Origin of the sequence: Rhizobium phaseoli (genome assembly GCF_003985125.1) — a bacterium.
Taxonomy (GTDB): domain Bacteria; phylum Pseudomonadota; class Alphaproteobacteria; order Rhizobiales; family Rhizobiaceae; genus Rhizobium; species Rhizobium phaseoli.
Map to the genome: position 1 here is coordinate 11907 of NZ_ML133566.1, position 24800 is coordinate 36706.

Here is a 24800-nt window from a genome sequence, read left to right on the forward strand (position 1 = left end):
TGGGGCAGGCGATCGATCATCCCTTGATCGTCGCTTTACCTTCTTCGACGAGCCGGGCCGCCGCATCGGCCGGCGAGGTCCGTTCGAAGGCGAGTTCGTCGCAGATCGGCCGCAGCACGCGCTGGTCGAACTGGGTCGCACCCATCGGCACCGGCGGCGGATATTCGCCGACCTGATCCTTGAGAAGATTGACGTATTTGACCGTTTCCTGCTCGGTCGGGTTCAGCTGCGGCAGAATGGCTTCCCGCACAGTCGGCGACATCGGCACGCCGCGCTCGACGCCGAGAATTTTGCCGGCCTCGATGTCGTTGACGAAGAAGTCGATAAATTTCGCCGCCGCTTCGCCGTTCTTCGTCGTGGCGCCGACACTCCAGATCAGCGCCGGGCGATAGTAGTGGCCCGAAGGTCCACCTTTCTTTTCGCGCGGCAGCATGGTGATGCCGAGTTTGTTCTTGATGATCAGCTGGTAGCCGATCATCTGGTTGGAATAGGCCATGCCGATGACCGACTTGCCGAGGCCAAGCGCATTGGTGTCGATGGTGTTTTGATCGAGCGTCTGGACGTCGGCTGCAACCGTGCCCCCCGCCTTGCGCAGCTTCTCCCAGTAATCGAACCATTCCGTGGCATCGTCGGCCGTGAAACCGAGCCCGGCACCTTCCCTCGCAAAAAGGCTCTTGCCGCGCTGGCGCAGCCAGGCGTCGAACACATAGGCGTAGCGGGCCGCATAGGGGCCTCCGCTCTTGCCGGAGGACTTGGCGAGTTCCACGGCGAGCTTGGCATATTCATCCCAGGTGAGATCAGGCGTCGGCAGTGGAATGCCTGCCTTTTCGAACTCGACCGTGTCGAAGAACATCGAGAAGGAGTTGAGGCCGAGTCCGACTCCATAGAGTTTGCCGTCGATGGTGGTCAGTTTCAGCATGTCGGCGCCGAAGGACTGAACCTTCAATGCCGAAGGGACGAACTCGTCAAGCGGCATACAGGCACCACGCTTGGAATAGTCGGAGATCGTTCCCGGCTCGAGCTGGAAGACGTCGGCGATCGAGCGGCCGGCCATCTGTGTGGCGAGCTTCGTCCAGTAGCCGTCACCGGAGAGCGATTCACCAACGATCGTGACGCCGGGTGTTTTCGACTGGTAGAGTTTGGCGACATCGAGTGTGCGCTTGGCGCGGTCATTGGACCCCCACCACATGGCGCGCAGCGACGTGTCCGCGGCAAAAGCCGGAATGGCGCTTCCCGCGCCGAAGGCCAGGCCGGCGGCAGCACCGGCTGAACCCATCAGGAATGAACGGCGGTTGACCTGCATGCTATCCTCCTTTTCCCCATCTGCCCGCTGCCATCCTCCAACGGCGTATCTGTCGGGCATTTCGCAGGCAGACTACGCAAAAAAATAATTATTGCAAGGAAAACACGACAGTCTTGCAAATTTGTGTAATTTGCATAAGCTTTGCCCATGAGTGATGAGAAAATCAGACGGCCGCGTCAGGCCGATATCGCCACACTGGCCGGCGTTTCCGTCTCCACGGTGTCGCGTGTGCTCGCCAACGAGCCCGGCATCAGTGAAACCGTTCGCCGCCAGATCCTGAAGGTCGCGGCCGAGCACGGTTACCCGGTCAAGCCTACTACCGAGGCCGTTGCCGGCGGATTGGCGCTGATCGCCAGCGACGGCGTTACGGGCGGCCTCAGCGTCTTTTACGAGGCGATCGTCGAGGGTCTGCGCGCCGGCGCCGCCGAAGCAGGCATGCCGTTCGAAGTCCGGATGGTCCGGGAGGATCGCATCACGCCGGACACCGCGCGCGAGTACATGCAGGCCGCAGCCGCCGAAGGCCTCTTTCTCGTCGGCATCGATCCGAACGAGATGCTGCGCGACTGGCTGCAGGACGCCATGATGCCGACCGTGCTTGTCAATGGCACCGACCCCGGAATGCGTTTCGATGGGGTTTCGCCGGCCAATTTCTTCGGCGCCTATCAGGCGACCGGCCGGCTGACAAAGGCCGGCCATCGCCGCATCCTGCATCTGAGCGGCTCTCATCGCCAGACGATCCGTGAGCGTATCCGCGGTTTCGAGGCGGCGATTGCCGCTGTCCCTGGCGCCGAAGGTCGTTTCGTATCCATGACGCTGCAGGGCAGCGCCAGCCGCGAGGCCCATGAGCGCACGGCGGCGATCCTCGCCGAGGATGCCGGCTTCACTGCCGCCTTCTGCATGAATGATTTCATCGCTGTCGGGGTGCTTGAGGCTGTAATCGAAGCGGGCCTGCGTGTGCCGGAGGATTTCGCGATCGTCGGCTTCGATGATCTGCCCTGTGCGCTGATGACCAATCCGCAGCTTTCCACCATGCGCGTCGACCGCGCCGCCCTCGGCCGCGAGGCCATTTCGCTGATGCTGTCCCGTTTCCGCAACAGGACGGCGCCGGCGCGCCACATCTGCCAAGCTGTCGTTCCCGTTGCGGGAGGGACCGTTGTGAACATCGAACCCCATGAGTGATCCGATGACCTATGATCCCGCCAGCGCCAATCCGCTCGCCGGCAACCCGCTCGAAACCCGCGCCGACATGAGCCGCGCCGTGCTTGATCTCTTCGATCCGCTGCTTGCCTGCTTTTCGAAAGGCAATGCCCGCGTCAGGCTGAGCGGTGCTGCCGCCCATTTCGACCGGGCGGCGGCCGATCTCGAAGGTTTCGCCCGGCCGCTCTGGGGATTGGTGCCGCTTGGCGCGGGCAATGGCGATTTCGCCCACTGGCATCGTTTTGCCGAAGGCCTCGCCAACGGCACCGACCCCGCCCATCCCGAATATTGGGGAACGGTCAATGGCCGCGATCAGCGGATGGTCGAGCTTGCCGCTCTCGGTTTTGCCCTGGCGCTGGTGCCGGAAAAGATCTGGGAGCCGCTCGATGGGCGCGCCCGCGGCAATGTCATCGCCTATCTCAAGCAGGTCCGACAGTTCGACTATGCCGACAACAACTGGAAATTCTTCCGGATTTTCGTCGACATCGCCCTCGATCGCCTCGGCGCCGATTTCGACCGCAGCCTGACGCGGCAATATCTGGAGGAACTCGAAGGCTTCTATATTGGCGACGGCTGGTATCGCGACGGAAACGTGCGCCGAATCGATCACTACATTCCCTTCGCCATGCATTTTTATGGCTTGATCTATTCGAAGCTCGTCGACGACGATTACGCCAGGCGCTACCGCGAACGCGCCATTCTGTTCGCCCGGGATTTCCGCCACTGGTTTGCTGCCGATGGGGCGACCATTCCCTTCGGTCGCAGCCTGACCTATCGCTTCGCCTGCGCCGGCTTCTGGTCGGCACTCGCCTTTGCCGGTGTCGAGGCCTTGCCGTGGGGCGAGGTCAAACACCTCTGCCTGCAGCATCTGCGCTGGTGGAGGGACAAGCCGATCGCCGATCGGGACGGCGTGCTGTCGATCGGTTTCGGCTATCCGAACCTCTTGATGTCGGAGAGCTACAATTCCGCCGGCTCGCCCTATTGGGCGTTGAAGGCCTTTCTGCCGCTGGCGATCCCGCAGGATCATCCGTTCTGGACCGCTGAGGAGAAGGCGCCGGAGCCGTCGTCAGCAGCCGTCCCCCAGCGCCATCCCGGCATGCTGATCATGCGGGCGGGCGGCGACGTCATGGCCCTGTCCTCTGGCCAGGAAAACCTGCAGATGCGTTTCGGCACGGAAAAATACGCGAAATTCGCCTATTCCGCCCGATACGGCTTCAGCGTCGAATCCGATGAGCGCGGCTTTGCGCTGGCGGCTTTCGATTCGATGCTGGCCTTCAGTGATGACGGGCTGCACTACCGCGTGCGCGAGACGAATGAGGAAGCCAGGCTCGCGGGTGATGTGCTTTATGCGAAATGGTCACCTTTCCCCGATGTCAGCGTCGAAAGCTGGCTGGCGCCCGCGGCCCCCTGGCATATCCGTCTCCACCGGATCAGGGCGGCCCGGCCGCTGAGGGTCGCCGAAGGCGGCTTTGCCATCGCTCGCCGGGACTTCGAACTGGACACGCTGTCGGCGTCGGATGGGGCTGCCTATGCGATCGGAGAAACCGATTTCAGCGGTATTCTCGACTTGGGTTCGTCGCTCGAACGTGTCGGGCTCGCGCAGAAGGCCCAACCCAACACCAATGTGATCGTCGCCAAGACCATCGTGCCGCAGCTGCGCGGCCAGATTCCGGCCGGCGAAACAATTCTGATAACCGCGGTGCTGGCGCTCGACGATCCCGCCGCCGTCGCCTCCGCCTGGACCCGGCCGCCGAAAGCGCCTGATCTTGCGGCGCTGGAGGCACTGGTGCGGGAAAAGGGCGTGACGGTCAGCGCCATCGAAGCGCCGGGTCAAATGCCATGAGCCGTCCGGCAATCGTCCTTGCCATGGAGCCGTCGCGCACGGAGCACGTCCTGCCCGACGCGATCCTGCGCCGGCTCGATACGGTCGGCCGCCTGCTGGATCGCGAGCCGCTCCAGCGCCTCGACGACGCACGCGCAAGACGGCTGCTTTCCGAAGCCGAAATCCTGATCACCGGTTGGGGCGCAGCCTATGTCGGGCCGGAGATTGCCGCTGCCGCGCCGCGGCTACGCCTCATCGTCCATGCGGCGGGCACGGTGAAGGGCATCATCGACGAGGCCATCTTCGACGCCGGCATAACAGTCAGCCATTCGGCCGAGGCCAATGCCGTGCCGGTCGCCGAATTCACCCTTGCCGCGATCCTCTTCGCCGGCAAGCGCGCCTTCCGGTTCCGCGACCTCTACGTCGCCGACCGCAACCGCGATCGCACCTATCCGATGCAGCGCGAGGCGATCGGCAACTATGGCCGCACCCTCGGCATTATCGGCGCCTCGCGCATCGGCCGGCGGGTGATCGAGCTGTTGAAACCCTTCGAATACAGGCTGCTGCTGTTCGATCCCATGGTCGATGCCGCCGAGGCAGCCGGGCTGGGAGCTGAAAAGGTCGAGCTCGAGGCACTGATGCGGCGCGCCGACATCGTTTCCCTGCACGCGCCGTCGCTGCCCTCGACGCAGCATATGATCGATGCATCAAGACTATCGCTGATGAAGGACGGCGCGACGCTAATCAACACCGCGCGTGGCATCCTCATCGATGAGGCGGCCCTGCTTTCCGAGCTGAAAACCGGCCGCATCGACGCCGTCATCGATGTCACCGATCCGGAAATTCCGGAGATGGGTTCTGCCTTTTACGACCTGCCGAACGTTTTCCTGACGCCGCACATTGCCGGCGCCATCGGCCTGGAACGGGCGCGTCTCGGCGAAATGGCGGCCGATGAGGTCGAGCGTTTTACGACCGGCCGGCCGCTGCTCTACCAGATCCGCCGGCAGGATCTCGAAAACATGGCCTGACGCGTCCAGCGCTTAGCGTCAGCGCGCTGTCCTCGACGAATTGGGCGAGCCGTCATTGGCAAGCTCGGGCATCAGCTCGGCGATTTCGACCACCTTGCCGGTGCGCGAGCTCGTCAGCGCGGCGATGCCGCAGAGCACGGACATGGCGCCCGCCCTTGTGCCGGCGCGCTGGCCGAGCCTGTCTTCCATGTCGGGCTTGAAGATCATGTTGCGCATGCGGTCGTCGCCGCCGTAATGGCCGCCCGTGAAATGCGGGACGACAATGCGCTCGACAGCTTCCTTCCCGTTCGGGAAATTGCGGATGAGGAGGATCGTATCTTCTTTCGGCTCTTCCCAGGGCTGGGCCTCATACTGGCGAATTTCGATGCGCCCCTTGGTCCCGTTGAAGGCAAGGTGATGGCCTTCGATCGGCTGGAAGGTGTTCAGCGAATAGGAGACATGGACGTTGTTGCGGTAGCGCAGGCTGACCACCATCGTATCGGGAATGTCGATGTCTTCGCGGAAGACGCAGCCGTCGCGGAAATAACCGTCGATCTTCGAAGGCTCCTCGTAGAGCTGATCGAGGAAGGGATCTTTTTCGAGATCGAGATAATAATCGCATTCATGCGCGTGCGGACAGAGCTTGCAGCGCGGCCCGCGGAACGGACCCTTGCGGCCGTAGTTCTGCAGATCGGCGAAGGAGGTGACGGCCTCGGGATCGCTGTCGAGATACCAGTTCAGAAGATCGAAATGGTGGGTGGCCTTGTGAACGAACAGGCTGCCGGAATTTTCCGTATAGGCATGCCAGCGGCGGAAGTAGTCGGCGCCGTGTTTGGTGTTGAGGTACCAGTGGAAGTCGACCGAGGTCACCCGGCCGATCTCGCCGGCATTGAGCAGTTCCTTGATCTTGGCGGCCGTCGGCGCATAGCGATAGTTGAAGGAGACGTCGACCCGGCGGCCGGTGCGCTTCTCGGCGTCGAGAATCCGGCGAATTTTCTCGATCGAGGTGGTCATCGGTTTTTCGGTGATGACGTCGATGCCGGACTCCAGCGCCCGCACGATGATATCGTCGTGCGTCTGGTCGGGTGTGCAGACGATGACCAGGTCCGGCTTCTGCTCGGCGAGCATGGAATCGATGTTTTCATAGAGTGGCGCGTTGCTGCCGATCATGTTGCGGGCGCGCTCGCCGCGCAGCGAATTCTTCTCGACGATGGCTGTGAGGTCGACATGTTCACGCCAGCCGGCAAGCAGATCCTTGCCCCACATGGTGGTGCCGCGGTTCCCGGTGCCGATCAGGGCAAAACGGCGTTTCTCCATCGATGATCCTCCTGCATGCGTGATGAAACGAATATTGAAACTTAGATCTGGCAGCAGCTCCGGAAGCGCTCGACGCAAGTGGCGATCACCTGGTCGGCCGGGCGTTTCCACCAGGTCTCGGCCGAAAAGATCTCCACCTCCTGCGCGCCGAAGAAGCCGGCCGCCTCGATCATCCGTCTTATGCCCTTGAGATCGATGACGCCATCGCCCATCATGCCGCGGTCGAGCAGCATGTCTTTGGTCGGCACCAGCCAGTCGCAGATGTGGTGGGCAAAGATCCGTTTCATGCGCCCGGCGCGAGCGATCTGGTTGGCAAGATCGGGGTCCCACCAGACATGGTAGACATCGATCGCGACGCCGACATCCTCGCCGAGCGGTTCGCACATGTCGAGCGCCTGAGCGAGCGTGTTCACGCAGGAGCGGTCGGCGGCATACATCGGATGCAGCGGCTCGATAGCGAGTTTTACGCCTGATGCCTGCGCATGCGGCAGCACGGCGGCGATCCCGTCGAACACCATCTGGCGGGCCGCGACGATATCCCTCGAAGCGCCCGGCAACCCGCCGACGACCAGCACGAGGCAATCGGCGGAAAACGCGGCCGCTTCGTCGATGGCGCGCCTGTTGTCGTCGAGGTTCTTCTGCCAGTCGGCCTCGTTTGCCGCCGGAAAGAAGCCGCCGCGGCAGAGGCCGGTCAGCTTGATCCCATTCGACTTGACGATCCTGACCGCCTCGTCGAGGCCGGCCTTGGCGACCTGATCGCGCCAGGGCGCGATCGAGGTGATGCCGTGTTTCAGGCAGATGTCGACCGCTTCGGCAAAGCCGCATTGCTCGCGGATCGTCGCCAGATTGATCGAAAGTCCTTCGACCTGCATCTCATTCCTCCCTTGCCATGCCTGAGATCAGTGGACGCCGTGAACGGCAAGCACTTGCTTCATGCGCGCCGTTGCGAGTTCCGGATCGGCGAGCACCCGCGCCTTGTCGGCCAGGCGGAAAAGTTCGGCCAGATGGGTGAGCGAGCGCGTGCTCTGCTGGCCGCCGACCATGGCGAAATGGTCCTGCAGGCCGTTGAGGTAGGCGAGGAAGACGACGCCGGTCTTGTAGAAGCGGGTCGGCGCCTTGAAGATGTGGCGTGACAGCGGCACGGTCGGCTCGAGCAGATCGAAGAATTCGTGATTGCTCTTGCGGCCGAGCGCGTCGAGCGCAGCCGACGCTGCCGGCGCGATCGCATCGAAAATGCCGAGCAGTGCGTCGGAATGGCCCTCTTCGTCGCCGGCGATCAGTTCGGCATAGTTGAAATCGTCGCCGGTATACATGCGCACGGCTTTCGGCAGCTGCCGGCGCATGGTCACTTCCTTCTCCTTGGAAAGGAGCGAGATCTTGATGCCGTCGACCTTGGCGGCATTGGCTTCGATTACCTCAAGGCAGGTTTCCATCGCCTTCAGGTGGTCGCCATTGCCCCAATATCCATCGAGTGCCGGGTCGAACATCTCTCCCAGCCAATGGATGATGACGGGTTCCTTGACCTGGCGGAGGATGCGGTCGTAAACCCTGACATAATCGTCCGGGCTCCTGGCGACGACGGCAAGCGCCCGGCTTGCCATTAGAATGATGCGCCCGCCGGCTGCCTCGACCGTTTCGATCTGCTCTTCATAGGCCTTGAGGATCGTGTCGATGGTCACTTCAGGCCCAGGGATCAGGTGGTCGGTGCCGGCGCCGCAGGCAATCAATGCATCCTTGCGGCCGGCTGCTTCGGCAAGCGCCCGGCGGATGAGGTCACGCGCTTCCGGCCAGCCGAGGCCCATGCCGCGCTGCGCCGTATCCATGGCTTCGGCGACCCCGAGGCCGAGATCCCAGAGCCGGTGGCGGAAGGCGAGCGTCCGCTCCCAGTCGATCGCCGGCGTCAGCCAGGGGTCGTTGTCGGCAAGCGGGTCGGCGACGACATGGGCGGCGGCAAAGGCGATGCGCGGAAAGGCCTTGGCGTCGCGCTTCTTCAGTTCGATTGGCGTGCCGGTCAGCGCATAGGGGACGATCTTGCCGTCGAGGGGGAGATTGATCGTCGTCACAGGTCAGAACTCCAGTGCGGGAACGTCGAGCCAGCGGCGCTCGGCCCAGGATTTCAGGCCGAGTTCGGCCAGCTGCACGCCCTTGGCGCCGGCTTCGAGGCCATAGGGCCACGGCGCATCTTCGACGACATGGCGGATGAACATTTCCCACTGCGCCTTGAAGCCGTTGTCGAAGGCCTGGGTATCCGGAACCTCGTCCCAGGTCTTGTAGAAGTCGATCGTCTGCGGCTGGTCGGGGTTCCACACCGGCTTCGGCGTGTTGACGCGGTGCTGGCTCCAGCATTTCGTCAGGCCGGCGACGGCCGAACCATGCGTGCCGTCGACCTGGAAGGTGACGAGATCGTCGCGGCGCACGCGCACCGCCCAGGAGGAATTGACCTGCGCGATCACGCCGCCCTCAAGTTCGAAGGTCGCATAGGCCGCATCGTCGGTATCGCAGTCATAGGGCTTGCCCTGCTCGTCGATGCGGCGCGGAATATGCGTGGCGCCGAGGCAGGAGACGGCCCTGACCTCGCCGAACAGATTGTCGAGCACGTAGCGCCAGTGGCAGAGCATGTCGAGGATGATGCCGCCGCCGTCGCCCTTGCGGTAGTTCCAGGAAGGGCGCTGGGCGGGCACGCCCCAATCGCCTTCGAACACCCAGTAGCCGAATTCGCCGCGCACCGAGAGGATCTTGCCGAAGAAGCCGGAATCCTTGAGCAGCGCCAGCTTGCGCAGACCGGGCAGGAAGAGCTTGTCCTGCACGACGCCATGCTTGAGCCCGGAGCGCCGCGCCTTGCGGGCGAGATCGATCGCCACCTGCAGATCGTCGGAAATCGGCTTTTCGCAATAGACGTGCTTGCCGGCGTCGAGCGCCCTGGACAGAAGCTCGGCGCGCATCAGCGTCGTGCCGGCGTCGAAGAAGACCGTGTCGTCGGGATTGGCCAGCGCAGCATCGAGATCGGTCGACCAGCGCTTGATGTTGTGCTTCTTCGCCAGCTCTTCCATCTTGGCGCCATTGCGGCCGACGATGATCGGGTCGATTTCGAGTTTTTCGCCGGATTTCAGCGTGATGCCGCCTTGGTCGCGGAAGGCCAGAATCGACCGCACCAGGTGCTGGTTGTAACCCATGCGGCCGGTGACGCCGTGCAAGATGATCCCCAAGCGTGCCATGTTTTCCTCCCTGCAATCTTTTCGGCGGGAGCGGGCATGTCAGCCCGGCCCTCCCAAGCCGGTAACTAAACAGTTACTTGATGACAGAAGAGCGGCGAGCCTGTCAAGAGTCGAATCTGATTTTCGAGACTCAGCGCTTGATCGAGGCGAGCGTGACGTGGACGATATGGCTTTCCCAGGCGTTGAGATTGGCCGGCTCGATCAGGTCGCGGCCGAAGATTGTCGAAAGCGTGTACTGGTTGGAGAGATAGAAATAGCCGAGCGAGGCGATCGTCAGGTAGACGTGCAACGGATCGGCCGTCTCGACGAAGACGCCTTGTTTCTTCCCCTGCTCGAGCACCTCGGATAGCTCGCCGATCAGATGCGAATGCAGTTCCTTGAGTCGGACGGATTGGCGCAGCCACCGGGCGCGATGCAAGTTTTCCGTGCCGAGCAGACTGAGGAATTCCGGGTGCTGAAGGAAATAACGCCAGGTGAAGAGCGCCAGCTCGCTGATGCCTTCCTCCGGGCTGCGGTCGCCGATGTGCAGCGCCCGCTCGGCCGTGCGGATGCCGACATAGGCTTCCTCGAGCACTTTCAGGTAGAGCTGCTCCTTGTCGCCGAAATAATGATAGAGCATGCGCTTGTTGGTGCCGGCCCGTTCGGCGATGGCGTCGACGCGGGCGCCGCCCATGCCGTTTTCGGCGAATTCCCGGGTCGCCGCTTCGAGGATCGCGGCGCGCGTCCGCTCCGGATCGCGCTGGGCCGTCCGTTCCGTCGACGGCCGTCGGGCCTGCTTCTTTCCGTTGTTTCCCCCGCTATCGTTCATCGCTCCACCCCTGTCGTCACATGTTGCGCTCATAAGCCTTCGGTGCGAAATTGTAAAAACCGAATTTGGAAGGGCGGTCCGCCGCAACAGAAGGGTCGGAGCATGACGTCGCCTGAAACCGCCGACGCTTTTCGCCACCATGCTCTGACCGACACCGCTTGACAGGCTTGCCGCTTTGCTCGTAGCTTGTAACCAATTAGTTATTTGCGCAAGCAAAACTAGTTTGGAAGCGTGTGGAGGCGCTTCCCTTTGGAGGAGGAAAAAATGACCTTGCGTGTTAACAGACGTAATTTCGTGGCCGGAGGCGCAGCACTTCTGTCGCTCTCGGCGCTCGGCACAAGCGCCTTGGCAGAGGAAACGCGCCTGCGTCTCCTGTGGTGGGGCTCGCAACCGCGCGCCGACCGCACCAACAAGGTGTCGGAGCTTTACAAGACAAAGAATGCCGGCACTTCCATCACCGGTGAGTTTCTCGGCTGGGCTGATTACTGGCCGCGTCTCGCCACCCAAGTCGCCGGCCGCAATGCCCCAGACATTATCCAGATGGACTACCGCTACATCGTCGAATATGCCCGGCGCGGCGCGCTTGCCCCCCTTGAATCCTACATGCCATCGAAGCTGCAGCTCGATGATTTCGATCCTGCGCAGATCGAAGGTGGTAAGGTTGATGGCCATTTTTACGGCGTCAGCCTTGGCGCCAACTCGGCCGCAACCGTATTGAACAGCGCGGCCTTCAAGGAAGCCGGCATCGACATGCCGACGCAGAAGACCACGTGGGAGGAGTTCGGCAAGATCGGCGCCGAGATGACCAAGGCCGGCAAGCGCAAGGGCTATTTCGGCTTTGCCGACGGCAGCGGTGTCGAACCGGCGCTCGAAAACTATCTCCGCCAGCGCGGAAAGGCGCTCTACACGGCGGATGCCAAGATCGCTTTCGGTGCTGAGGAAGCGACGGAATGGTTCGACATGTGGGCCAAGTTCCGCGAAGCTGGCGCTTGCGTGACGCCGGATATCCAGGCCCTTTACAAGGATACGATCGATACCAGCCCCCTCACCCTCGGCAAGGCCGCTTGCGACTACGCGCACAGCAACCAGTTCGTCGGCTATCAGGCCATGGTCAAGGACAAGCTGGCCCTGACCAACTACATGCGCATCACACCGGATTCGAAGGGCGGCCATTACCGCAAACCGTCGATGTTCTTCTCCGTCTCGGCGCAGTCGAAAGTGATGGATCAGGCGGTCGATTACATCAATTTCTTCGTCAAGAACCCCGATGCCGCGATGATCCTTGACGTCGAACGCGGCATTCCGGAATCGAAGGCGATGCGCGATGTCGTCGCAACCAAGCTCGACGAAACGGGCAAGGTGCCGCTCGACTATGTCGCAGGCCTCGGTGATCTGGCCGGCCCGCTGCCGCCCCCGCCGCCGACCGGCGCAGGAGAAAGCACCCTTATTCTGCGCAACATCGCCGAGCAGATCGCCTTTGGACAGATCTCTCCTGCTGACGGCGGCAAACAGCTTGTCGACGGCATCACGCAGATTCTCGCACGAGGCTGATCCCGTATGAGCAATGCGATGCGCACGCCCGCAGGGGCCATACCGGTGGAAAGATATCAGGGGGCCGTGGCCGAGGGACGCTTCCGGCGTCTCTGGAACGCCAATGCGCCCGGCTATCTCTTCCTCCTGCCGTGGCTCATCGGCTTTTTCGGGCTGACGCTCGGGCCGGCCCTGATTTCGCTCTACCTCTCCTTCACCGACTTCGACATGCTGCGGTCGCCGAGTTGGGTGGGAACGGCGAATTACGTGCGCATCGCCACGGCGGATCCGAAGTTCTCGGCCGCCATGCACGTCACCCTGACCTATGTCGTCTTCTCGGTGCCGTTCAAGCTGACCTTCGCCCTGCTGGTCGCCATGGCGTTGAACCGCGGTCTGCGCGGTCTGCCGATTTATCGCGCCATCTTCTACCTGCCGTCGCTGCTCGGCGGCAGCGTGGCGATCGCCGTGCTGTGGCGCCAGCTTTTCGCCAGCGACGGTCTCGTCAATGCCGCGCTCTTGCATTTCGGCATCGAAGGCCCGAGCTGGATCTCGCATCCGAACTATTCGATCTATACGCTGGTGGCGCTGTCGGTCTGGCAGTTCGGCTCGCCGATGATCATCTTTCTCGCCGGCCTGCGCCAAATCCCGCAGGACATGTATGAGGCAGCAAGCCTCGACGGCGCCTCGAAATTCCGGCAATTCCACAAGATCACGCTGCCGCTGTTGACGCCGGTGATCTTCTTCAATGCCGTCGTCCAGACGATCGAAGCCTTCAAAGCCTTCACGCCGGCCTTCATCATATCGGGCGGCACCGGCGGGCCGATCAATTCGACGCTGTTCTACACACTCTACCTCTATCAGGAAGCCTTCGGCAATTTCCGCATGGGCTATGCCTCGGCGCTCGCCTGGATCCTGGTGGTGATCATCGCGATCTTCACCGCCTTCTCCTTCCTGACCTCGCGTTATTGGGTGCATTACGATGACTGAGATGACCGCTTCCGTCACTGCGGCCAGGCCGCCATCGGACATTACCAAACGCAGCCTGCCGGCGTCGCTCATCATCCACGCCCTGTTGATCGCCGCTTCGCTTTTGATGCTCTATCCGCTGTTGTGGATGGTCTCGGCGTCGGTTCGACCGGAAAACGAGATCTTCTCGTCGACCTCGCTGATCCCGTCCGCGGTCGATTTCTCGTCTTATGTCCGCGGCTGGACTGGTCTCGATGTCAGCTTCGGCCGCTTCTTCTGGAATTCGCTCGTCATCTCGCTGCTGGTCGTGACCGGCAATGTCATCGCCTGTTCGCTGACGGCCTACGCCTTTGCGCGGCTGCGTTTTGCCGGCCGGAACTTCTGGTTTGCGATCATGCTCGGCACGCTGATGATCCCCTATCACGTGACGCTGATCCCGCAATATGTGCTGTTCCTCGATCTCGGCTGGGTCAACACCATCCTGCCGCTCGTCGTGCCGAAGTTCCTGGCAAGCGACGCCTTCTTCATCTTCCTGATGGTGCAGTTCTTCCGCGGCATCCCGCGTGAACTCGACGAGGCGGCGATGATGGACGGCTGCAGCGCCTGGCGCATCTATTGGAAGATCATGCTGCCGCTGTCGCTGCCGGTGCTGGCAACCGCCGCCATCTTCTCTTTCATCTGGACCTGGGACGATTTCTTCGGGCCGCTGATCTACCTGAACGACATGAACACCTATACGATCCAGCTCGGCCTGCGCACTTTCGTGGATTCGACCAGCGCCTCGGATTGGGGCGGTCTCTTCGCCATGTCGACTTTGACGCTCGTGCCGGTCTTCTTCTTCTTCCTGTTCTTCCAGCGCCTGCTGATCGAGGGCATCGCCACGACGGGCATGAAACGCTGATGGCGGCAGTGGAAAAGAGTGTCATGAGCATCAAGACGGTCGGGATCGTTGGCTGCGGCATCGGCCGCTCGCATATCGTCGAGGGCTATCTGCCGCATGCCGACAAGTTCAAGGTCGTGGCGATCTGCGATTTGAACGGAGAGCGTCTGCAGGCAGTCGGCGATGAGTTCGGCATCGAGCGCCGCACCACCTCTTTTGCGGAACTGCTCGCCGACGAGACGATCGACATCATCGATATCTGCACGCCTCCCGGGGTGCATCTGGAGCAAGTGGTGGCTGCCCTTGCCGCCGGGAAACATGTCGTTTGCGAAAAGCCGCTGACCGGCTCGCTCGCTGGCGTCGATCGGATTATGGAAGCGGAAAGGAGCGCCAAAGGCGTGCTGATGCCGATCTTCCAGTATCGCTATGGCGACGGCATCCAGAAGGCCAAGCGGATCATCGACGCCGGTATTGCCGGCAAAGCCTATACGGCTTCGGTCGAAACCTTCTGGCTGCGCAAACCGGAATATTACGCCGTGCCTTGGCGCGGCAAATGGGCCACCGAACTCGGCGGCGTGCTCGTCACCCACGCGCTGCATCTGCACGACATGATGATGCATCTGATGGGACCGGCGGCGAGAGTTTTCGGCCGCGTCGCCACCCGCGTCAACGATATCGAGGTCGAGGATTGCGCCTCCGCCAGCCTGCTGATGGAAAGCGGCGCCATCGTCTCGCTGTCCTGCACGCTGGGTTCGCAGGAACAGTTGAGCCGGCTGAGGCTGCACTTCGAGAATGTCACTTTCGAAAGCAGCCATGAGCCCTACACACCAGGCAAGGATCCCTGGAAGATTATCGCCGCCAATGACGACATCAGGGAGAAGATCGACCGGGTGATTGCCGACTGGCAGCCGGTCGCGCCGCGGTTCACCACCCAGATGGGCCAGTTCCACGCCTTCCTCAGCGGTCATGGGCCGCTGCCGGTGACGACGGTGGATGCTCGCCGCGCGCTGGAACTCGTCACCGCCATCTACCAGTCTTCCGACAGCGGCGCCGAAGTGCCGCTGCCGGTCGGTCCCGATAGTCCGAAATACGCCGATTGGCGCGCAAGAACCAGGTAACCGGCCAAAGTGACCGGCAAGAGAGGGGTTTGAGACGATGGCAACCAGTGTCGTTCTTCAGAAGGTCGAGAAGCGCTACGGCGCGATGGATGTGATCCACGGCATAGACCTGACGATCGATCCCGGCGAATTCGTCGTTTTCGTCGGTCCCTCGGGATGCGGAAAATCGACCCTTCTGCGCATGATCGCCGGTCTCGAGGAAATATCGGGCGGCGGGCTGCTGCTCGACAACGAGCGCATGAACGAGGTGGCGCCCGCCAAGCGCGGCATCGCCATGGTCTTCCAGTCCTATGCCCTTTACCCGCATATGTCGGTCTACAAGAACCTCGCCTTCGGCTTGGAGACGGCGGGTTACAAGAAGGCCGAGATCCAGCCGAAGGTGAAACGCGCCGCCGAAATTCTGCAGATCGAGAAGCTCCTGGAGCGCAAGCCGAAGGCGCTCTCGGGCGGCCAGCGCCAGCGCGTGGCCATCGGTCGCGCCATCGTGCGCGAGCCGCGCATCTTCCTGTTCGACGAACCGCTGTCGAACCTCGATGCCGAACTGCGTGTGCAGATGCGCGTCGAGATCTCCCGCCTGCACCGGCAGCTCGGCAACACCATGATCTACGTCACCCATGACCAGGTCGAGGCGATGACGATGGCCGACAAGATCGTCGTCTTGAATTCCGGCCGCATCGAACAGGTCGGCGCGCCGCTCGATCTCTATAACAATCCGGCCAACCGCTTCGTCGCCGGCTTTATCGGCAGCCCGAAGATGAACTTTCTGCAGGCGCGCATCGAAGAGGTCGGTGCGGCCGAAACCAGCATTCATGTCTGCGGCAATTCCGTCCGCCTGCCGCGCCGGCTGAAAGGCGAGGCCGGCGAGGCCGTCACCTTCGGCATCCGCCCCGAGCATCTCTCCCTCACGCAGGGCGCCATCACGCTTTCGACCGTCAATGTCGATCTCGTCGAAAATCTCGGCGGCGCCACCATGCTCTACACGACGACGCCGGACGGCCAGCTGCTGACGGTCGCCCTCGACGGTCAGCAGAAGGTCGAGCCCGGCGCCAATGTGAAGACCTTGTTCGATCCGGCCCGCTGCCACGTCTTCGACGCCGCCGGCAAGACGATCTGACCCTATAGCGCCCGTTGCGCGTCCGGAAGGACGCGCGACGCTGCTTGACAGCCTATCCTGCTCTGCCCCATCATTTTGCCAGCGCCGCAAGGGGGATAGCATGACGCCTGAGGATAGGATTCATGCGCTTGGCATCTGGCAGGGTCCGATTGAAATTTCGCCGATATCTGGCGGCATCACCAACAGGAACTATCTGGTCAGCGATGCTGTCGCGCGTTGCGTGGTGAGACTCGGCACCGACATCCCGATCCACCACATCATCAGGCAGAACGAGCTTGCCGCAAGCCGCGCGGCGCATGCCGCTGGCCTGTCGCCTGCCGTCATCCACCATTCGCCCGGCGTGCTGGTGCTCGACTATATCGAGGCGCGGGCGCTGTCGCCCGAGGATATCAGGACGCCGGAAATGCTGGCCCGGGTCGTGCCGCTGGTGCGCGCCTGCCACCATGACATCGCGCGGCATTTCCGCGGCCCGGCGATGATCTTCTGGGTCTTCCACGTCATCCGCGACTATGTCGCCAGTCTGAAGGAATCGGGCAGCCCTCACCTTCCGCTGCTGCCGGCGTTGATCGCCAAGGCCGAGAGGCTGGAAGCAGCGGCAGCCCCGTTCGAGATCGCCTTCGGCCATAACGATCTGCTGGCCGCCAATTTTCTCGATGACGGCAAGCGGCTCTGGCTGATCGACTGGGATTATGCCGGCTTCAACACGCCGCTATTCGATCTCGGCGGATTGGCTTCCAACAATGAGTTCTCGCAAGCTACCGAGCAGATGATGCTCGAGACCTATTTCGACCGGCCGCTGACCGCTGAGCTCAGCTGCCGCTACGGCGCGATGAAATGCGCCTCGCTGCTGCGTGAGACGCTGTGGAGCATGATTTCGGAAATCCATTCCACCATCCAATTCGACTATGCCGCCTATACCGCCGAAAATCTCGGGCGCTTCGAACGCGCCTATCAAGCCTTTGAACAGGAACGATAAATGACGAAACAACTACCGAAGACGGCAAAAGCCGTGGTCATCGGCGGCGGCATCATCGGCTGCTCGACAGCCTATCATCTCGGCAAGCTCGGCTGGACCGATACTGTTCTCCTGGAGCGCAAGAAGCTGACGTCGGGCACCACCTTCCATGCCGCCGGCCTCGTCGGCCAGCTGCGCAGCAGCGCCAACATCACCCAGCTGCTCGGTTATTCCGTCGATCTCTACAAGCGGCTGGAAGATGAAACCGGCCTCGGCACCGGCTGGAAGATGAATGGCGGCCTGCGTCTTGCCTGCAATGAGGAGCGCTGGACGGAGGTCAAGCGTCAGGCAACGACGGCGCAGTCCTTCGGCCTCGAAATGCAGTTGCTGACGCCGCAGGAGGCCTTCGATCTCTGGCCGCTGATGACCATAGACGATCTCGTCGGCGCCGCCTTCCTTCCCACAGACGGCCAGGCCAATCCCTCCGACATAACCCAGGCGCTGGCGAAGGGCGCCCGCATGGCGGGCGTTTCGATTTTCGAGGATACCGAAGTCGTCGATCTCGACATCGACAAGGGCAGGATCCGTGCCGTCATTACCGCTGAGGGCCGTATCGAGTGCGAGCGCGTCGTCGTCTGCGCCGGCCAATGGACGCGCGCCTTCGCTGCCCGCTTCGGCGTCAACGTGCCGCTGGTCTCGGTCGAGCATCAATATATCATCACCGAATCTTTCGGTGTGCCCTCCAACCTGCCGACCCTGCGCGATCCCGATCGCCTGACCTACTACAAGGAGGAGGTCGGCGGCATCGTCATGGGCGGTTATGAGCCCAATCCCATTCCCTGGGCGAAGCAAGGCATCCCCGAAGGTTTCCACTACACGCTGCTGGACAGCAATTTCGACCATTTCGAACAGATCATGGAACAGGCGCTCGGCCGGGTTCCGGCGCTGGAGAATGTCGGCGTCAAGCAACTGCTGAACGGCCCGGAAAGTTTCACGCCGGATGGCAACTTCATTCTCGGCGAGGCGCCGGAGCTGAAGAACTTCTTCGTCGGCGCCGGTTTCAACGCCTTCGGCATCGCTTCGGCCGGCGGCGCCGGCATGGCGCTCGCCGAATGGGTGACGAAGGGCGAGCCGCCCTATGATCTCTGGCCAGTCGATATCCGCCGTTTCGGCCGTCCGCACTTCGATACCGACTGGGTGCGCACCCGCACGCTCGAAGCCTATGGCAAACACTACACCATGGCCTGGCCCTTCGAGGAGCATGCAAGCGGCCGCCCCTGCCGCAAGTCGCCGCTCTATGACCGGCTGAAGGCGCAGGGCGCCTGTTTCGGCGAAAAGCTCGGCTGGGAGCGGCCGAACTGGTTTGCCGATCTCTTCGCCGATGAGGAGCCGAAGGATATCTACAGCTACGGCAGGCCGAACTGGTTCGAGGCGGTCGGGCGCGAGCACAAGGCGGTGCGCGAGGCGGCCGTCATCTTCGACCAGACCTCCTTCGCCAAATTTGTGCTGAAGGGCAGGGATGCCGAGGTGGCCCTCTCCTGGATCGCCGCTAACGATGTCGCAAGGCCTGTCGGATCGCTCATTTACACGCAGATGCTGAACGACAAGGGCGGCATCGAGTGCGACCTGACCGTCGCCCGCATCGCCGAGAACGAATATTACATCGTCACCGGCACCGGTTTCGCCACCCACGATTTCGATTGGATTGCTCGCAATATTCCGACGGAGATGCATGCCGAACTGGTCGACGTCACCTCGGCCTATTCCGTGCTGTCACTGATGGGACCGAATGCACGCGCGGTGCTGGAGAAAGTGACCGGCAGCGATGTCTCGAATACAGCTTTCCCCTTCGGCCAGGTCAGAACCATCGGCATATCGGGGTGCCCGGTGCGGGCATTGCGCATCACCTATGTCGGCGAGCTCGGCTACGAACTGCATGTTCCCATTGAATATGCGACCACGGTCTATGACGCGTTGATGGCATCAGGCGGTGAGCTTGGCTTGGCCAATGCCGGCTACCGCGCCATCGAAAGCTGCCGCTTGGAAAAAGGCTATCGCGCCTGGGGCTCCGATATCGGTCCCGATCACACGCCCGTTGAGGCCGGCCTCGGCTGGGCGGTGAAGACCAGAAAAAACATTCCCTTCCGCGGCCGCGAGGCGATCGAACGGCAGCTTGCCGACGGCGTCAAGAAGCGCCTCGCCTGCTTCGTGCCCGACGATCCTGATATCGTGCTGCTCGGCCGCGAAACCATCTATCGCGACGGCAAGCGCGCCGGCTGGCTGTCAAGCGGCGGCTTCGGCTACACGCTCGGCAAACCGATCGGCTACGGCTATGTCCGCAATCCCGACGGCGTCACGGAGGATTTCATCCTCTCCGGCACTTATGAGCTCGATGTCGCCAGGGAACGCATCCCATGCAAGGTGTCGCTGGCGCCGCTCTACGATCCGGACATGGTGCGGGTGAAGGCGTGACCACGCAGTGCGGGTTTGCGCCTCCGCGGCAAAGGGAGGCGGTCGAGACTTGGCTCCCTCTTCTCCCCAGCGGGGAGAAGGTGGCCCGAAGGGTCGGATGAGGGGGCCACACGGCACATCCTATCTATTGCCCTTCGCTTGCGCTCAGGGCATTCGCGGCTTTCGCCGCTCACCCCCTCATCCGCCTGCCGGCGCCTTCTCCCCGCTGGGGAGAAGAGACGTGTAGCACGCGTCTCGCTATCTCGCAGTCAGAGCAAGGAGAGTCGGAGGAAAGAGACAAAACCTCAAAACAGCGGCAACCGATCGTCCTGGATCAAGATCTCCAGCTTGTCCGACACATCCTGCGCCCACGCCCGATGTTCCGTCAAAGCCTTCGGGAAAAGGCCGGGCAGGGTGAAAAGCGCCGCCGAAATCGCTGGACCCGTGCGTGGAACATCGGCGATCAGCGCTTCGATTTCCGCGGCTCGGGGGTCGCGCAGCTCGTAGCGCTCGCCATTGCCGTGTTCGCCGATCGCATAGCGCATCCAGGCCGCCACCGCGATCGCATAGGTTTCCGCCCTGTCGCCATGCGCCAGCGCCTCGCATGCTGGTTCCAGCAGCCGCTGCGGCAGCTTCTGCGTGCCGTCCATGGCGATCTGATAGGTGCGATGCGCGATCGCCTTGTTTGCAAAGCGCGCTATCAATTCATTGGCATAGTCATCGAGGTTGATGCCGGGCACCGGATCGAGCGTCCTCGCCGCGGCATGCATGTGGCGATAGGCCAGCGCCGCCAGGGCGGCATCGTCCATCACCTCGCGGATGAATTCATAGCCGCCGATATAACCGAGATAAGCGAGCAGCGAATGGGCGCCGTTCAACATCCGGAGCTTCATCTTCTCATAGGCCGAGACGTCTTCGACCATCAGCGCGCCGCGCACCTTTTCCCAGGCCGGCCGGCCATTGGCGAAGTGGTCCTCGATCACCCATTGCGTAAAGGGCTCGGTCTCGATCGCCGCCATATCCGTGCGGCCCGTCAGCCGCGCGGCATCGGCATAGGTCGCGTCGGTGCTGGCCGGCGTGATGCGGTCGACCATCGTCGAGGGGAAGGGCACATTCGCTTCGATCCAGCGATGCAGATCGGCATCGATGCGGGAGGTGAATTCGAGCACCAGGCGCTTCAGCACGGCGCCGTTGCTCGGCAGGTTGTCGCAGCTGAGCGGCGTAAACGGGGCGATCCCCTTCTGCCGGCGGCGTGCAAGGCCTTCGACGAGATAGCCGATGACGCCGCGCGGCGCATGCCGGTTGGCGAGGTCCGCGACGATATCGGGATGTTTGAGGTCGAGGCCGCCGGTTGCCGGATCGAAACCATAGGCTTTTTCCGTCACTGTCATGCTGACGATGCGGATCGCGGGATCTTCGAGCCGCGCCAGCAGCCCGGCCGGATCGCGCGGCGCCACATGCGCCTTCAGGATCGAGCCGATCACTTCGGCCGTCGTGCCCGAGGTGTCGCGGATCAGCGTCGTATAAAGCCCGTCCTGGGCACTCAGATTGTCGGCGACATCGGGCGTGCGCAGGCTCGCCACCTCGATGCCCCAGTCGCCGCCGGCGGCGGCAAGCGCGCCATCGGTGAACGGCGCAAAATGGGCGCGAAAAAAGGCGCCGGGGCCCAGATGCAGGATGCCGCTTTTCAGCTGGCTGCGGTCATAGGCGGGAAGCTTCGCCGTCGGGGCGAGGCCGGAAAGGGTCTGCAGTCGTTCGGTCACAGCTTATAGGCCTTCTTCGCGTTGCCATAGGAGAGTTCGCCCGCCACGATCTCGGCGTCCCTCTTGGAAATCCGGTGCTCGGCGGCGAGCCCGGCGAGGAAGCGGCAGACTTCGCGGCGCCAGACATCATGGCGCGCCGGGATTGAAAGCAGCGCCCGCGTGTCGTCGTTGAACCCGGCCATATTGGCGAAGCCGGCCGTCTCCACCACCTGGTCGAGATAGCGGCGAATGCCGAGCGGGCTGTCGTGGAACCACCAGGGCGGACCGATCATCAGGCAGGGCCAATGGCCGGCCATCGGCGCCAACTCGCGCGCATAGGTCGTCTCGTCGAGGGTGAAGAGCAGCACCCGCAGCCCCGGCGCATGGCCATACTTGGAGAGCAGCGCATTCAGGCCGCCGACCCAGTCCGTTCGCGTCGGAATATCGGCGCCCATATTCGGGCCGCGCGTCGCAAACAACCCGCTGTCGGTATTGCGCCGCGAGCCGGCATGGATCTGCATGACCATGCCGTCCTCGGCCGAAAGTCCGGCCATCTCGGTCATCATCTGGCCGCGGAAAAGCTCTGCGTCGGCAGCCGAAAGCGGCCCCTTCAGCGCCTTGTCGAGCAGCGCCTGTTTTTCGACAAGCGGCAGGTCGGCGGTGAAGGCGGTCGGCACGCCGTGATCGGTCGCGGTGGCGCCGAACTGGCGGAAATAGGCGCGCCGGCGCCGGTGCGCCTCGATCAGGCCGTCCCAGCGCGTCACATCAGCGCCGGTGATCTCTCCGAATTTTATCAGATTGTCGCGGAAGCCGACGGCATCGGGATCGGTGACGCTGTCCGGCCGGTAGGTGGTGCGCACCCTGCCGATCCAGCCGTCGGCCGCCAGCTTCTGGTGATGGGCCAGCGGGTCGAGCGCGCCCTCGGTCGTCGCGATCGTTTCGATGCCGAATCGCTGATGCAGCGCTCGCGGCCGGAATCCCGGAAGGGCGAGCTGGGCATTGATGTGATCGTAGAGCGCATCGGCATTATCAGCCGTCAGCGGCTCGGTGCAGCCGAGCACGGCCGACATGGCGTGGTCGACCCAGAGGCTCGACGGCGTTCCGCGGAAAAGATGGTAATGCCTGGCAAAGGTCTGCCAGATCGCGCGGCCTGCAGCCACCGGCTTGCCGTCGAGCCGCGGTACGCCGAGCGCGTCCAGGGGAACGCCGACGCTGTGCAGCATGCGGAAGAGATAATGATCGGGAATGACCAGCAGCGAAGCCGCATCTTCGAAGGGCTTGTCGTCGGCGAACCAGGACGGTTCGGTATGCCCGTGCGGGCTGACGATCGGAAGATTGCGCACCGTCTCGTAGAGGTCGCGCGCAATAGTCCGTGTTGCCGGGTCGGCCGGAAAGAGCCGGTCCGGATGAAGAAAGCCGTTTCCTGCATCCATCAGTATTCCTCCCTGATGGGAAAGGGCCTATCCCACAACACAAGGCACGGCAAGGTCTTTTAGTAACCAAACGGTTCAGTTTTGCGCGCGGTTGCGCCGGCCATCGAAAACATTGACGAGGTGGCCTATTTCCGCTTTGGGAGAACCATCTGTTCTGCCGGTGTCGGCAAAGGAGGATCGATGTCCGACGAGACGAACCGCATCACCCGGCTGGAGGAAATGCTGGCCTATCAGGCAAAAACGATCGAGGAGCTGTCCGATCAGCTTGCCGAACAATGGACGGTCGTGGAGCAGATGCGCACCAAGCTCGACCGGCTAACCGAACGCTTCCTGTCGCTAGAGGAACAGTCGCTGGAGGCGCCTGCCGTCACCCGTCCGCCGCATTATTGACGGCACGCGGCGAGAGGCCGCGTGCCCGCGTCTTGCGGCTGGCGGATCAGACGCCGCCGATGCAGAGATATTTCATTTCCAGATAATCGTCGGCGCCGTGGCTTGAACCCTCGCGGCCGAGGCCGGATTGCTTGATGCCGCCGAACGGTGCGGTCTCGGATGACATCAGGCCGGTATTGATGCCGACCATGCCGTATTCCAGCGCTTCCGCCACCCGCCAGACTTTCTTCAGGTCGCCGGCGTAGAAATAGGCGGCAAGGCCGAATTCCGTGTCATTGGCTTGAGCGATGACATCCTCGGCGGTCTCGAAGCGGAAGAGCGGCGCCACCGGTCCGAAGGTTTCCTCGCGCGCCACCTTCATGCCGCGCGCCACGCCGGTCAGCACCGTCGGGGCAAAGAAGGTGCCGGCGCCGTCGATGCGTTTGCCGCCGGTCAGCACCTTGGCGCCCTTGGCAAGCGCATCGCTGACATGGTCTTCCACCTTGGCAAGGCCCTGCTCGTCGATCAGCGGCCCGATCTCGACACCCGCGGTGAAGCCGTCGCCGACCGGCATTGCGGCGACCCTGGCGGCGAGCTTGGCCGCGAAGGCGTCATAGACGCCCGACTGGATGTAGAGGCGGTTGGCGCAAACGCAGGTCTGGCCGGCATTGCGGTATTTGGAGGCGATCGCGCCCTCGACGGCGGCGTCGAGATCGGCATCATCAAAGACAATGAACGGCGCGTTGCCGCCGAGCTCCAGGCTGACCTTCTTGATCTGGTCGGCGCACTGCCGCATCAGGATGCGGCCGACTTCGGTCGAGCCGGTGAAGCTGATCTTGCGCACCTTGTCGTTGCCGCAGAGCTCGCGGCCGATTGCCGGACCGTCGATGCCGACGATGAGATTGAAGACGCCGGCCGGGATACCGGCCTGTTCGGCGAGCACGGCCAGCGCGATCGCCGTCAGCGGCGTCTGTTCGGCGGGCTTCGACACGACCGTACAGCCGACGGCCAGCGCCGGCGCGATCTTGCGGGCAATCATCGCCGCCGGGAAATTCCACGGCGTGATGGTGCCGACGACGCCGACCGGCTGCTTGATGACGATCATCCGCTTGTCCTGGGACGGTGCCGGGATCGTCTCGCCATAGATGCGCTTGGCTTCTTCGGCGTACCATTCGACATAAGAGGCGGCATACAGGATCTCGCCGCGCGCTTCCGGGAAGGGCTTGCCCATTTCGGCGGTCAGGATCGCGGCGAGTTCGTCGGCATTGGCGACCATCAGGTCGAACCATTTGCGCAGGATCGCGCTGCGCTCCTTGGCCGGGCGGGCAGCCCAGGCAGGCTGGGCGGCATAGGCGGCGTCGATCGCCGCCCGCGTCTCGGCTGCCCCCATGTCGGGCAGCGAAGCCAGCAGTTCGCCGGTTGCCGGATTGAGCACGTCGAAGGTCTTGGCGGCATCGCCCGATGTCCAGACGCCGTTGATATAGCCGGCGGCGCGCAGGAACGGCGAAGAGAAGGGAACGTGCCTCGTCAGGGCGGTGGTGAAAGCCATCTCATGTCTCCTTGGGAGCGGCTG

Annotated in this window: 20 protein-coding genes; 11 read left to right on the forward strand and 9 right to left on the reverse strand. The window is 62.9% G+C overall.

Features of this window, described 5'->3' with window-relative positions; all coding sequences use genetic code 11:
• Positions 1-16: 16 nt before the first annotated feature.
• Positions 17-1303, reverse strand: a complete 1287-nt coding sequence (locus EFD56_RS03100) for an ABC transporter substrate-binding protein (RefSeq protein WP_126904611.1) — start codon at positions 1301-1303, stop codon at positions 17-19.
• Positions 1304-1450: 147 nt separating this feature from the next.
• Between EFD56_RS03100 and EFD56_RS03105 the strand changes: the two genes are divergently transcribed.
• From EFD56_RS03105 to EFD56_RS03115, 3 genes are read left to right on the forward strand one after another with little or no spacing between them, the layout of a single operon-like run.
• Entirely contained in the window at positions 1451-2482 is a 1032-nt protein-coding gene (locus EFD56_RS03105; RefSeq protein WP_126904612.1) for a LacI family DNA-binding transcriptional regulator, read from the forward strand.
• A 4-nt stretch (positions 2483-2486) separates the two neighbouring features.
• Positions 2487-4343 carry a DUF2264 domain-containing protein gene (locus tag EFD56_RS03110; protein WP_126904613.1) on the forward strand — a complete coding sequence of 619 codons (1857 nt, stop codon included), beginning with the start codon at positions 2487-2489 and terminating at the stop codon, positions 4341-4343.
• Positions 4340-5350, forward strand: a complete 1011-nt coding sequence (locus EFD56_RS03115) for a hydroxyacid dehydrogenase (protein ID WP_126904614.1) — start codon at positions 4340-4342, stop codon at positions 5348-5350. Before EFD56_RS03110 ends, EFD56_RS03115 begins: the two co-directional genes overlap by 4 nt.
• Before the next feature lie 18 nt (positions 5351-5368).
• Here EFD56_RS03115 and EFD56_RS03120 read toward each other — a convergent pair whose 3' ends face one another.
• The 5 genes from EFD56_RS03120 to EFD56_RS03140 all read right to left on the reverse strand — a co-directional run bounded on the left by EFD56_RS03120 (position 5369) and on the right by EFD56_RS03140 (position 10669).
• A complete protein-coding gene (locus EFD56_RS03120) occupies positions 5369-6646 on the reverse strand; it encodes a Gfo/Idh/MocA family protein (protein ID WP_004677607.1) in 1278 nt (425 codons plus the stop codon).
• Positions 6647-6687: 41 nt separating this feature from the next.
• Positions 6688-7518: a sugar phosphate isomerase/epimerase family protein gene (locus EFD56_RS03125; protein ID WP_012482145.1), complete on the reverse strand. Its 831-nt coding sequence runs from the start codon at positions 7516-7518 to the stop codon at positions 6688-6690.
• A 27-nt stretch (positions 7519-7545) separates the two neighbouring features.
• Entirely contained in the window at positions 7546-8709 is a 1164-nt protein-coding gene (locus EFD56_RS03130; protein WP_126904615.1) for a dihydrodipicolinate synthase family protein, read from the reverse strand.
• Positions 8710-8712: 3 nt separating this feature from the next.
• Positions 8713-9861, reverse strand: coding sequence for a Gfo/Idh/MocA family protein (locus EFD56_RS03135; RefSeq protein WP_085741485.1), 1149 nt, complete (start codon positions 9859-9861; stop codon positions 8713-8715).
• 130 nt (positions 9862-9991) lie between these two features.
• Positions 9992-10669, reverse strand: a complete 678-nt coding sequence (locus EFD56_RS03140) for a TetR/AcrR family transcriptional regulator (protein ID WP_085741486.1) — start codon at positions 10667-10669, stop codon at positions 9992-9994.
• 264 nt (positions 10670-10933) lie between these two features.
• Between EFD56_RS03140 and EFD56_RS03145 the strand changes: the two genes are divergently transcribed.
• The 7 genes from EFD56_RS03145 (at position 10934) to EFD56_RS03175 (ending at position 19704) form a co-directional block, all read left to right on the forward strand.
• Positions 10934-12220, forward strand: coding sequence for an ABC transporter substrate-binding protein (locus EFD56_RS03145; protein ID WP_004677599.1), 1287 nt, complete (start codon positions 10934-10936; stop codon positions 12218-12220).
• A 6-nt stretch (positions 12221-12226) separates the two neighbouring features.
• The gene (locus EFD56_RS03150) at positions 12227-13186 is read left to right on the forward strand and encodes a carbohydrate ABC transporter permease (RefSeq protein ID WP_004677598.1); all 960 of its coding nucleotides are present in this window, start codon (positions 12227-12229) and stop codon (positions 13184-13186) included.
• Positions 13179-14066, forward strand: coding sequence for a carbohydrate ABC transporter permease (locus EFD56_RS03155; RefSeq protein ID WP_012482150.1), 888 nt, complete (start codon positions 13179-13181; stop codon positions 14064-14066). The genes EFD56_RS03150 and EFD56_RS03155 overlap by 8 nt, the downstream gene beginning before the upstream one ends.
• Complete coding sequence (locus EFD56_RS03160) at positions 14066-15163, forward strand: Gfo/Idh/MocA family protein (RefSeq protein WP_184332175.1); 1098 nt, start codon at positions 14066-14068, stop codon at positions 15161-15163. The genes EFD56_RS03155 and EFD56_RS03160 overlap by 1 nt, the downstream gene beginning before the upstream one ends.
• Before the next feature lie 37 nt (positions 15164-15200).
• On the forward strand, positions 15201-16277 hold the full coding sequence (locus EFD56_RS03165; RefSeq protein ID WP_126904617.1) for an ABC transporter ATP-binding protein: 1077 nt from the start codon (positions 15201-15203) through the stop codon (positions 16275-16277).
• Positions 16278-16377: 100 nt separating this feature from the next.
• A complete protein-coding gene (locus EFD56_RS03170) occupies positions 16378-17253 on the forward strand; it encodes a choline/ethanolamine kinase family protein (RefSeq protein WP_126904618.1) in 876 nt (291 codons plus the stop codon).
• Positions 17254-19704 (forward strand): GcvT family protein, encoded by a 2451-nt coding sequence (locus EFD56_RS03175; protein ID WP_126904619.1) that lies wholly within the window; start codon positions 17254-17256, stop codon positions 19702-19704.
• Positions 19705-19988: 284 nt separating this feature from the next.
• Here EFD56_RS03175 and EFD56_RS03180 read toward each other — a convergent pair whose 3' ends face one another.
• Positions 19989-21446, reverse strand: coding sequence for a mannitol dehydrogenase family protein (locus tag EFD56_RS03180; RefSeq protein WP_126904620.1), 1458 nt, complete (start codon positions 21444-21446; stop codon positions 19989-19991).
• A complete protein-coding gene (gene uxaC, locus EFD56_RS03185; protein WP_126904621.1) occupies positions 21443-22858 on the reverse strand; it encodes a glucuronate isomerase in 1416 nt (471 codons plus the stop codon). Before uxaC ends, EFD56_RS03180 begins: the two co-directional genes overlap by 4 nt.
• Positions 22859-23038: 180 nt before the next feature.
• On the opposite strand from uxaC, the gene EFD56_RS03190 reads away from it, so the two are divergent.
• Complete coding sequence (locus EFD56_RS03190; RefSeq protein WP_126904622.1) at positions 23039-23248, forward strand: SlyX family protein; 210 nt, start codon at positions 23039-23041, stop codon at positions 23246-23248.
• Between the two features lie 46 nt (positions 23249-23294).
• Here the strand turns inward: EFD56_RS03190 and EFD56_RS03195 are convergent, their stop codons facing one another.
• Positions 23295-24776, reverse strand: coding sequence for an NAD-dependent succinate-semialdehyde dehydrogenase (locus EFD56_RS03195; protein WP_126904623.1), 1482 nt, complete (start codon positions 24774-24776; stop codon positions 23295-23297).
• Positions 24777-24800: the final 24 nt, after the last annotated feature.

Coding starts and splice junctions, on each gene's coding strand:
- EFD56_RS03100 (WP_126904611.1), bottom strand. CDS start 1,303: ATGCAGGTCAACCGCCGTTCATTCCTGATGGGTTCAGCCGGTGCTGCC.
- EFD56_RS03105 (WP_126904612.1), top strand. CDS start 1,451: ATGAGTGATGAGAAAATCAGACGGCCGCGTCAGGCCGATATCGCCACA.
- EFD56_RS03110 (WP_126904613.1), top strand. CDS start 2,487: ATGACCTATGATCCCGCCAGCGCCAATCCGCTCGCCGGCAACCCGCTC.
- EFD56_RS03115 (WP_126904614.1), top strand. CDS start 4,340: ATGAGCCGTCCGGCAATCGTCCTTGCCATGGAGCCGTCGCGCACGGAG.
- EFD56_RS03120 (WP_004677607.1), bottom strand. CDS start 6,646: ATGGAGAAACGCCGTTTTGCCCTGATCGGCACCGGGAACCGCGGCACC.
- EFD56_RS03125 (WP_012482145.1), bottom strand. CDS start 7,518: ATGCAGGTCGAAGGACTTTCGATCAATCTGGCGACGATCCGCGAGCAA.
- EFD56_RS03135 (WP_085741485.1), bottom strand. CDS start 9,861: ATGGCACGCTTGGGGATCATCTTGCACGGCGTCACCGGCCGCATGGGT.
- EFD56_RS03140 (WP_085741486.1), bottom strand. CDS start 10,669: ATGAACGATAGCGGGGGAAACAACGGAAAGAAGCAGGCCCGACGGCCG.
- EFD56_RS03145 (WP_004677599.1), top strand. CDS start 10,934: ATGACCTTGCGTGTTAACAGACGTAATTTCGTGGCCGGAGGCGCAGCA.
- EFD56_RS03150 (WP_004677598.1), top strand. CDS start 12,227: ATGAGCAATGCGATGCGCACGCCCGCAGGGGCCATACCGGTGGAAAGA.
- EFD56_RS03155 (WP_012482150.1), top strand. CDS start 13,179: ATGACTGAGATGACCGCTTCCGTCACTGCGGCCAGGCCGCCATCGGAC.
- EFD56_RS03160 (WP_184332175.1), top strand. CDS start 14,066: ATGGCGGCAGTGGAAAAGAGTGTCATGAGCATCAAGACGGTCGGGATC.
- EFD56_RS03165 (WP_126904617.1), top strand. CDS start 15,201: ATGGCAACCAGTGTCGTTCTTCAGAAGGTCGAGAAGCGCTACGGCGCG.
- EFD56_RS03170 (WP_126904618.1), top strand. CDS start 16,378: ATGACGCCTGAGGATAGGATTCATGCGCTTGGCATCTGGCAGGGTCCG.
- EFD56_RS03175 (WP_126904619.1), top strand. CDS start 17,254: ATGACGAAACAACTACCGAAGACGGCAAAAGCCGTGGTCATCGGCGGC.
- uxaC (WP_126904621.1), bottom strand. CDS start 22,858: ATGGATGCAGGAAACGGCTTTCTTCATCCGGACCGGCTCTTTCCGGCC.
- EFD56_RS03190 (WP_126904622.1), top strand. CDS start 23,039: ATGTCCGACGAGACGAACCGCATCACCCGGCTGGAGGAAATGCTGGCC.
- EFD56_RS03195 (WP_126904623.1), bottom strand. CDS start 24,776: ATGGCTTTCACCACCGCCCTGACGAGGCACGTTCCCTTCTCTTCGCCG.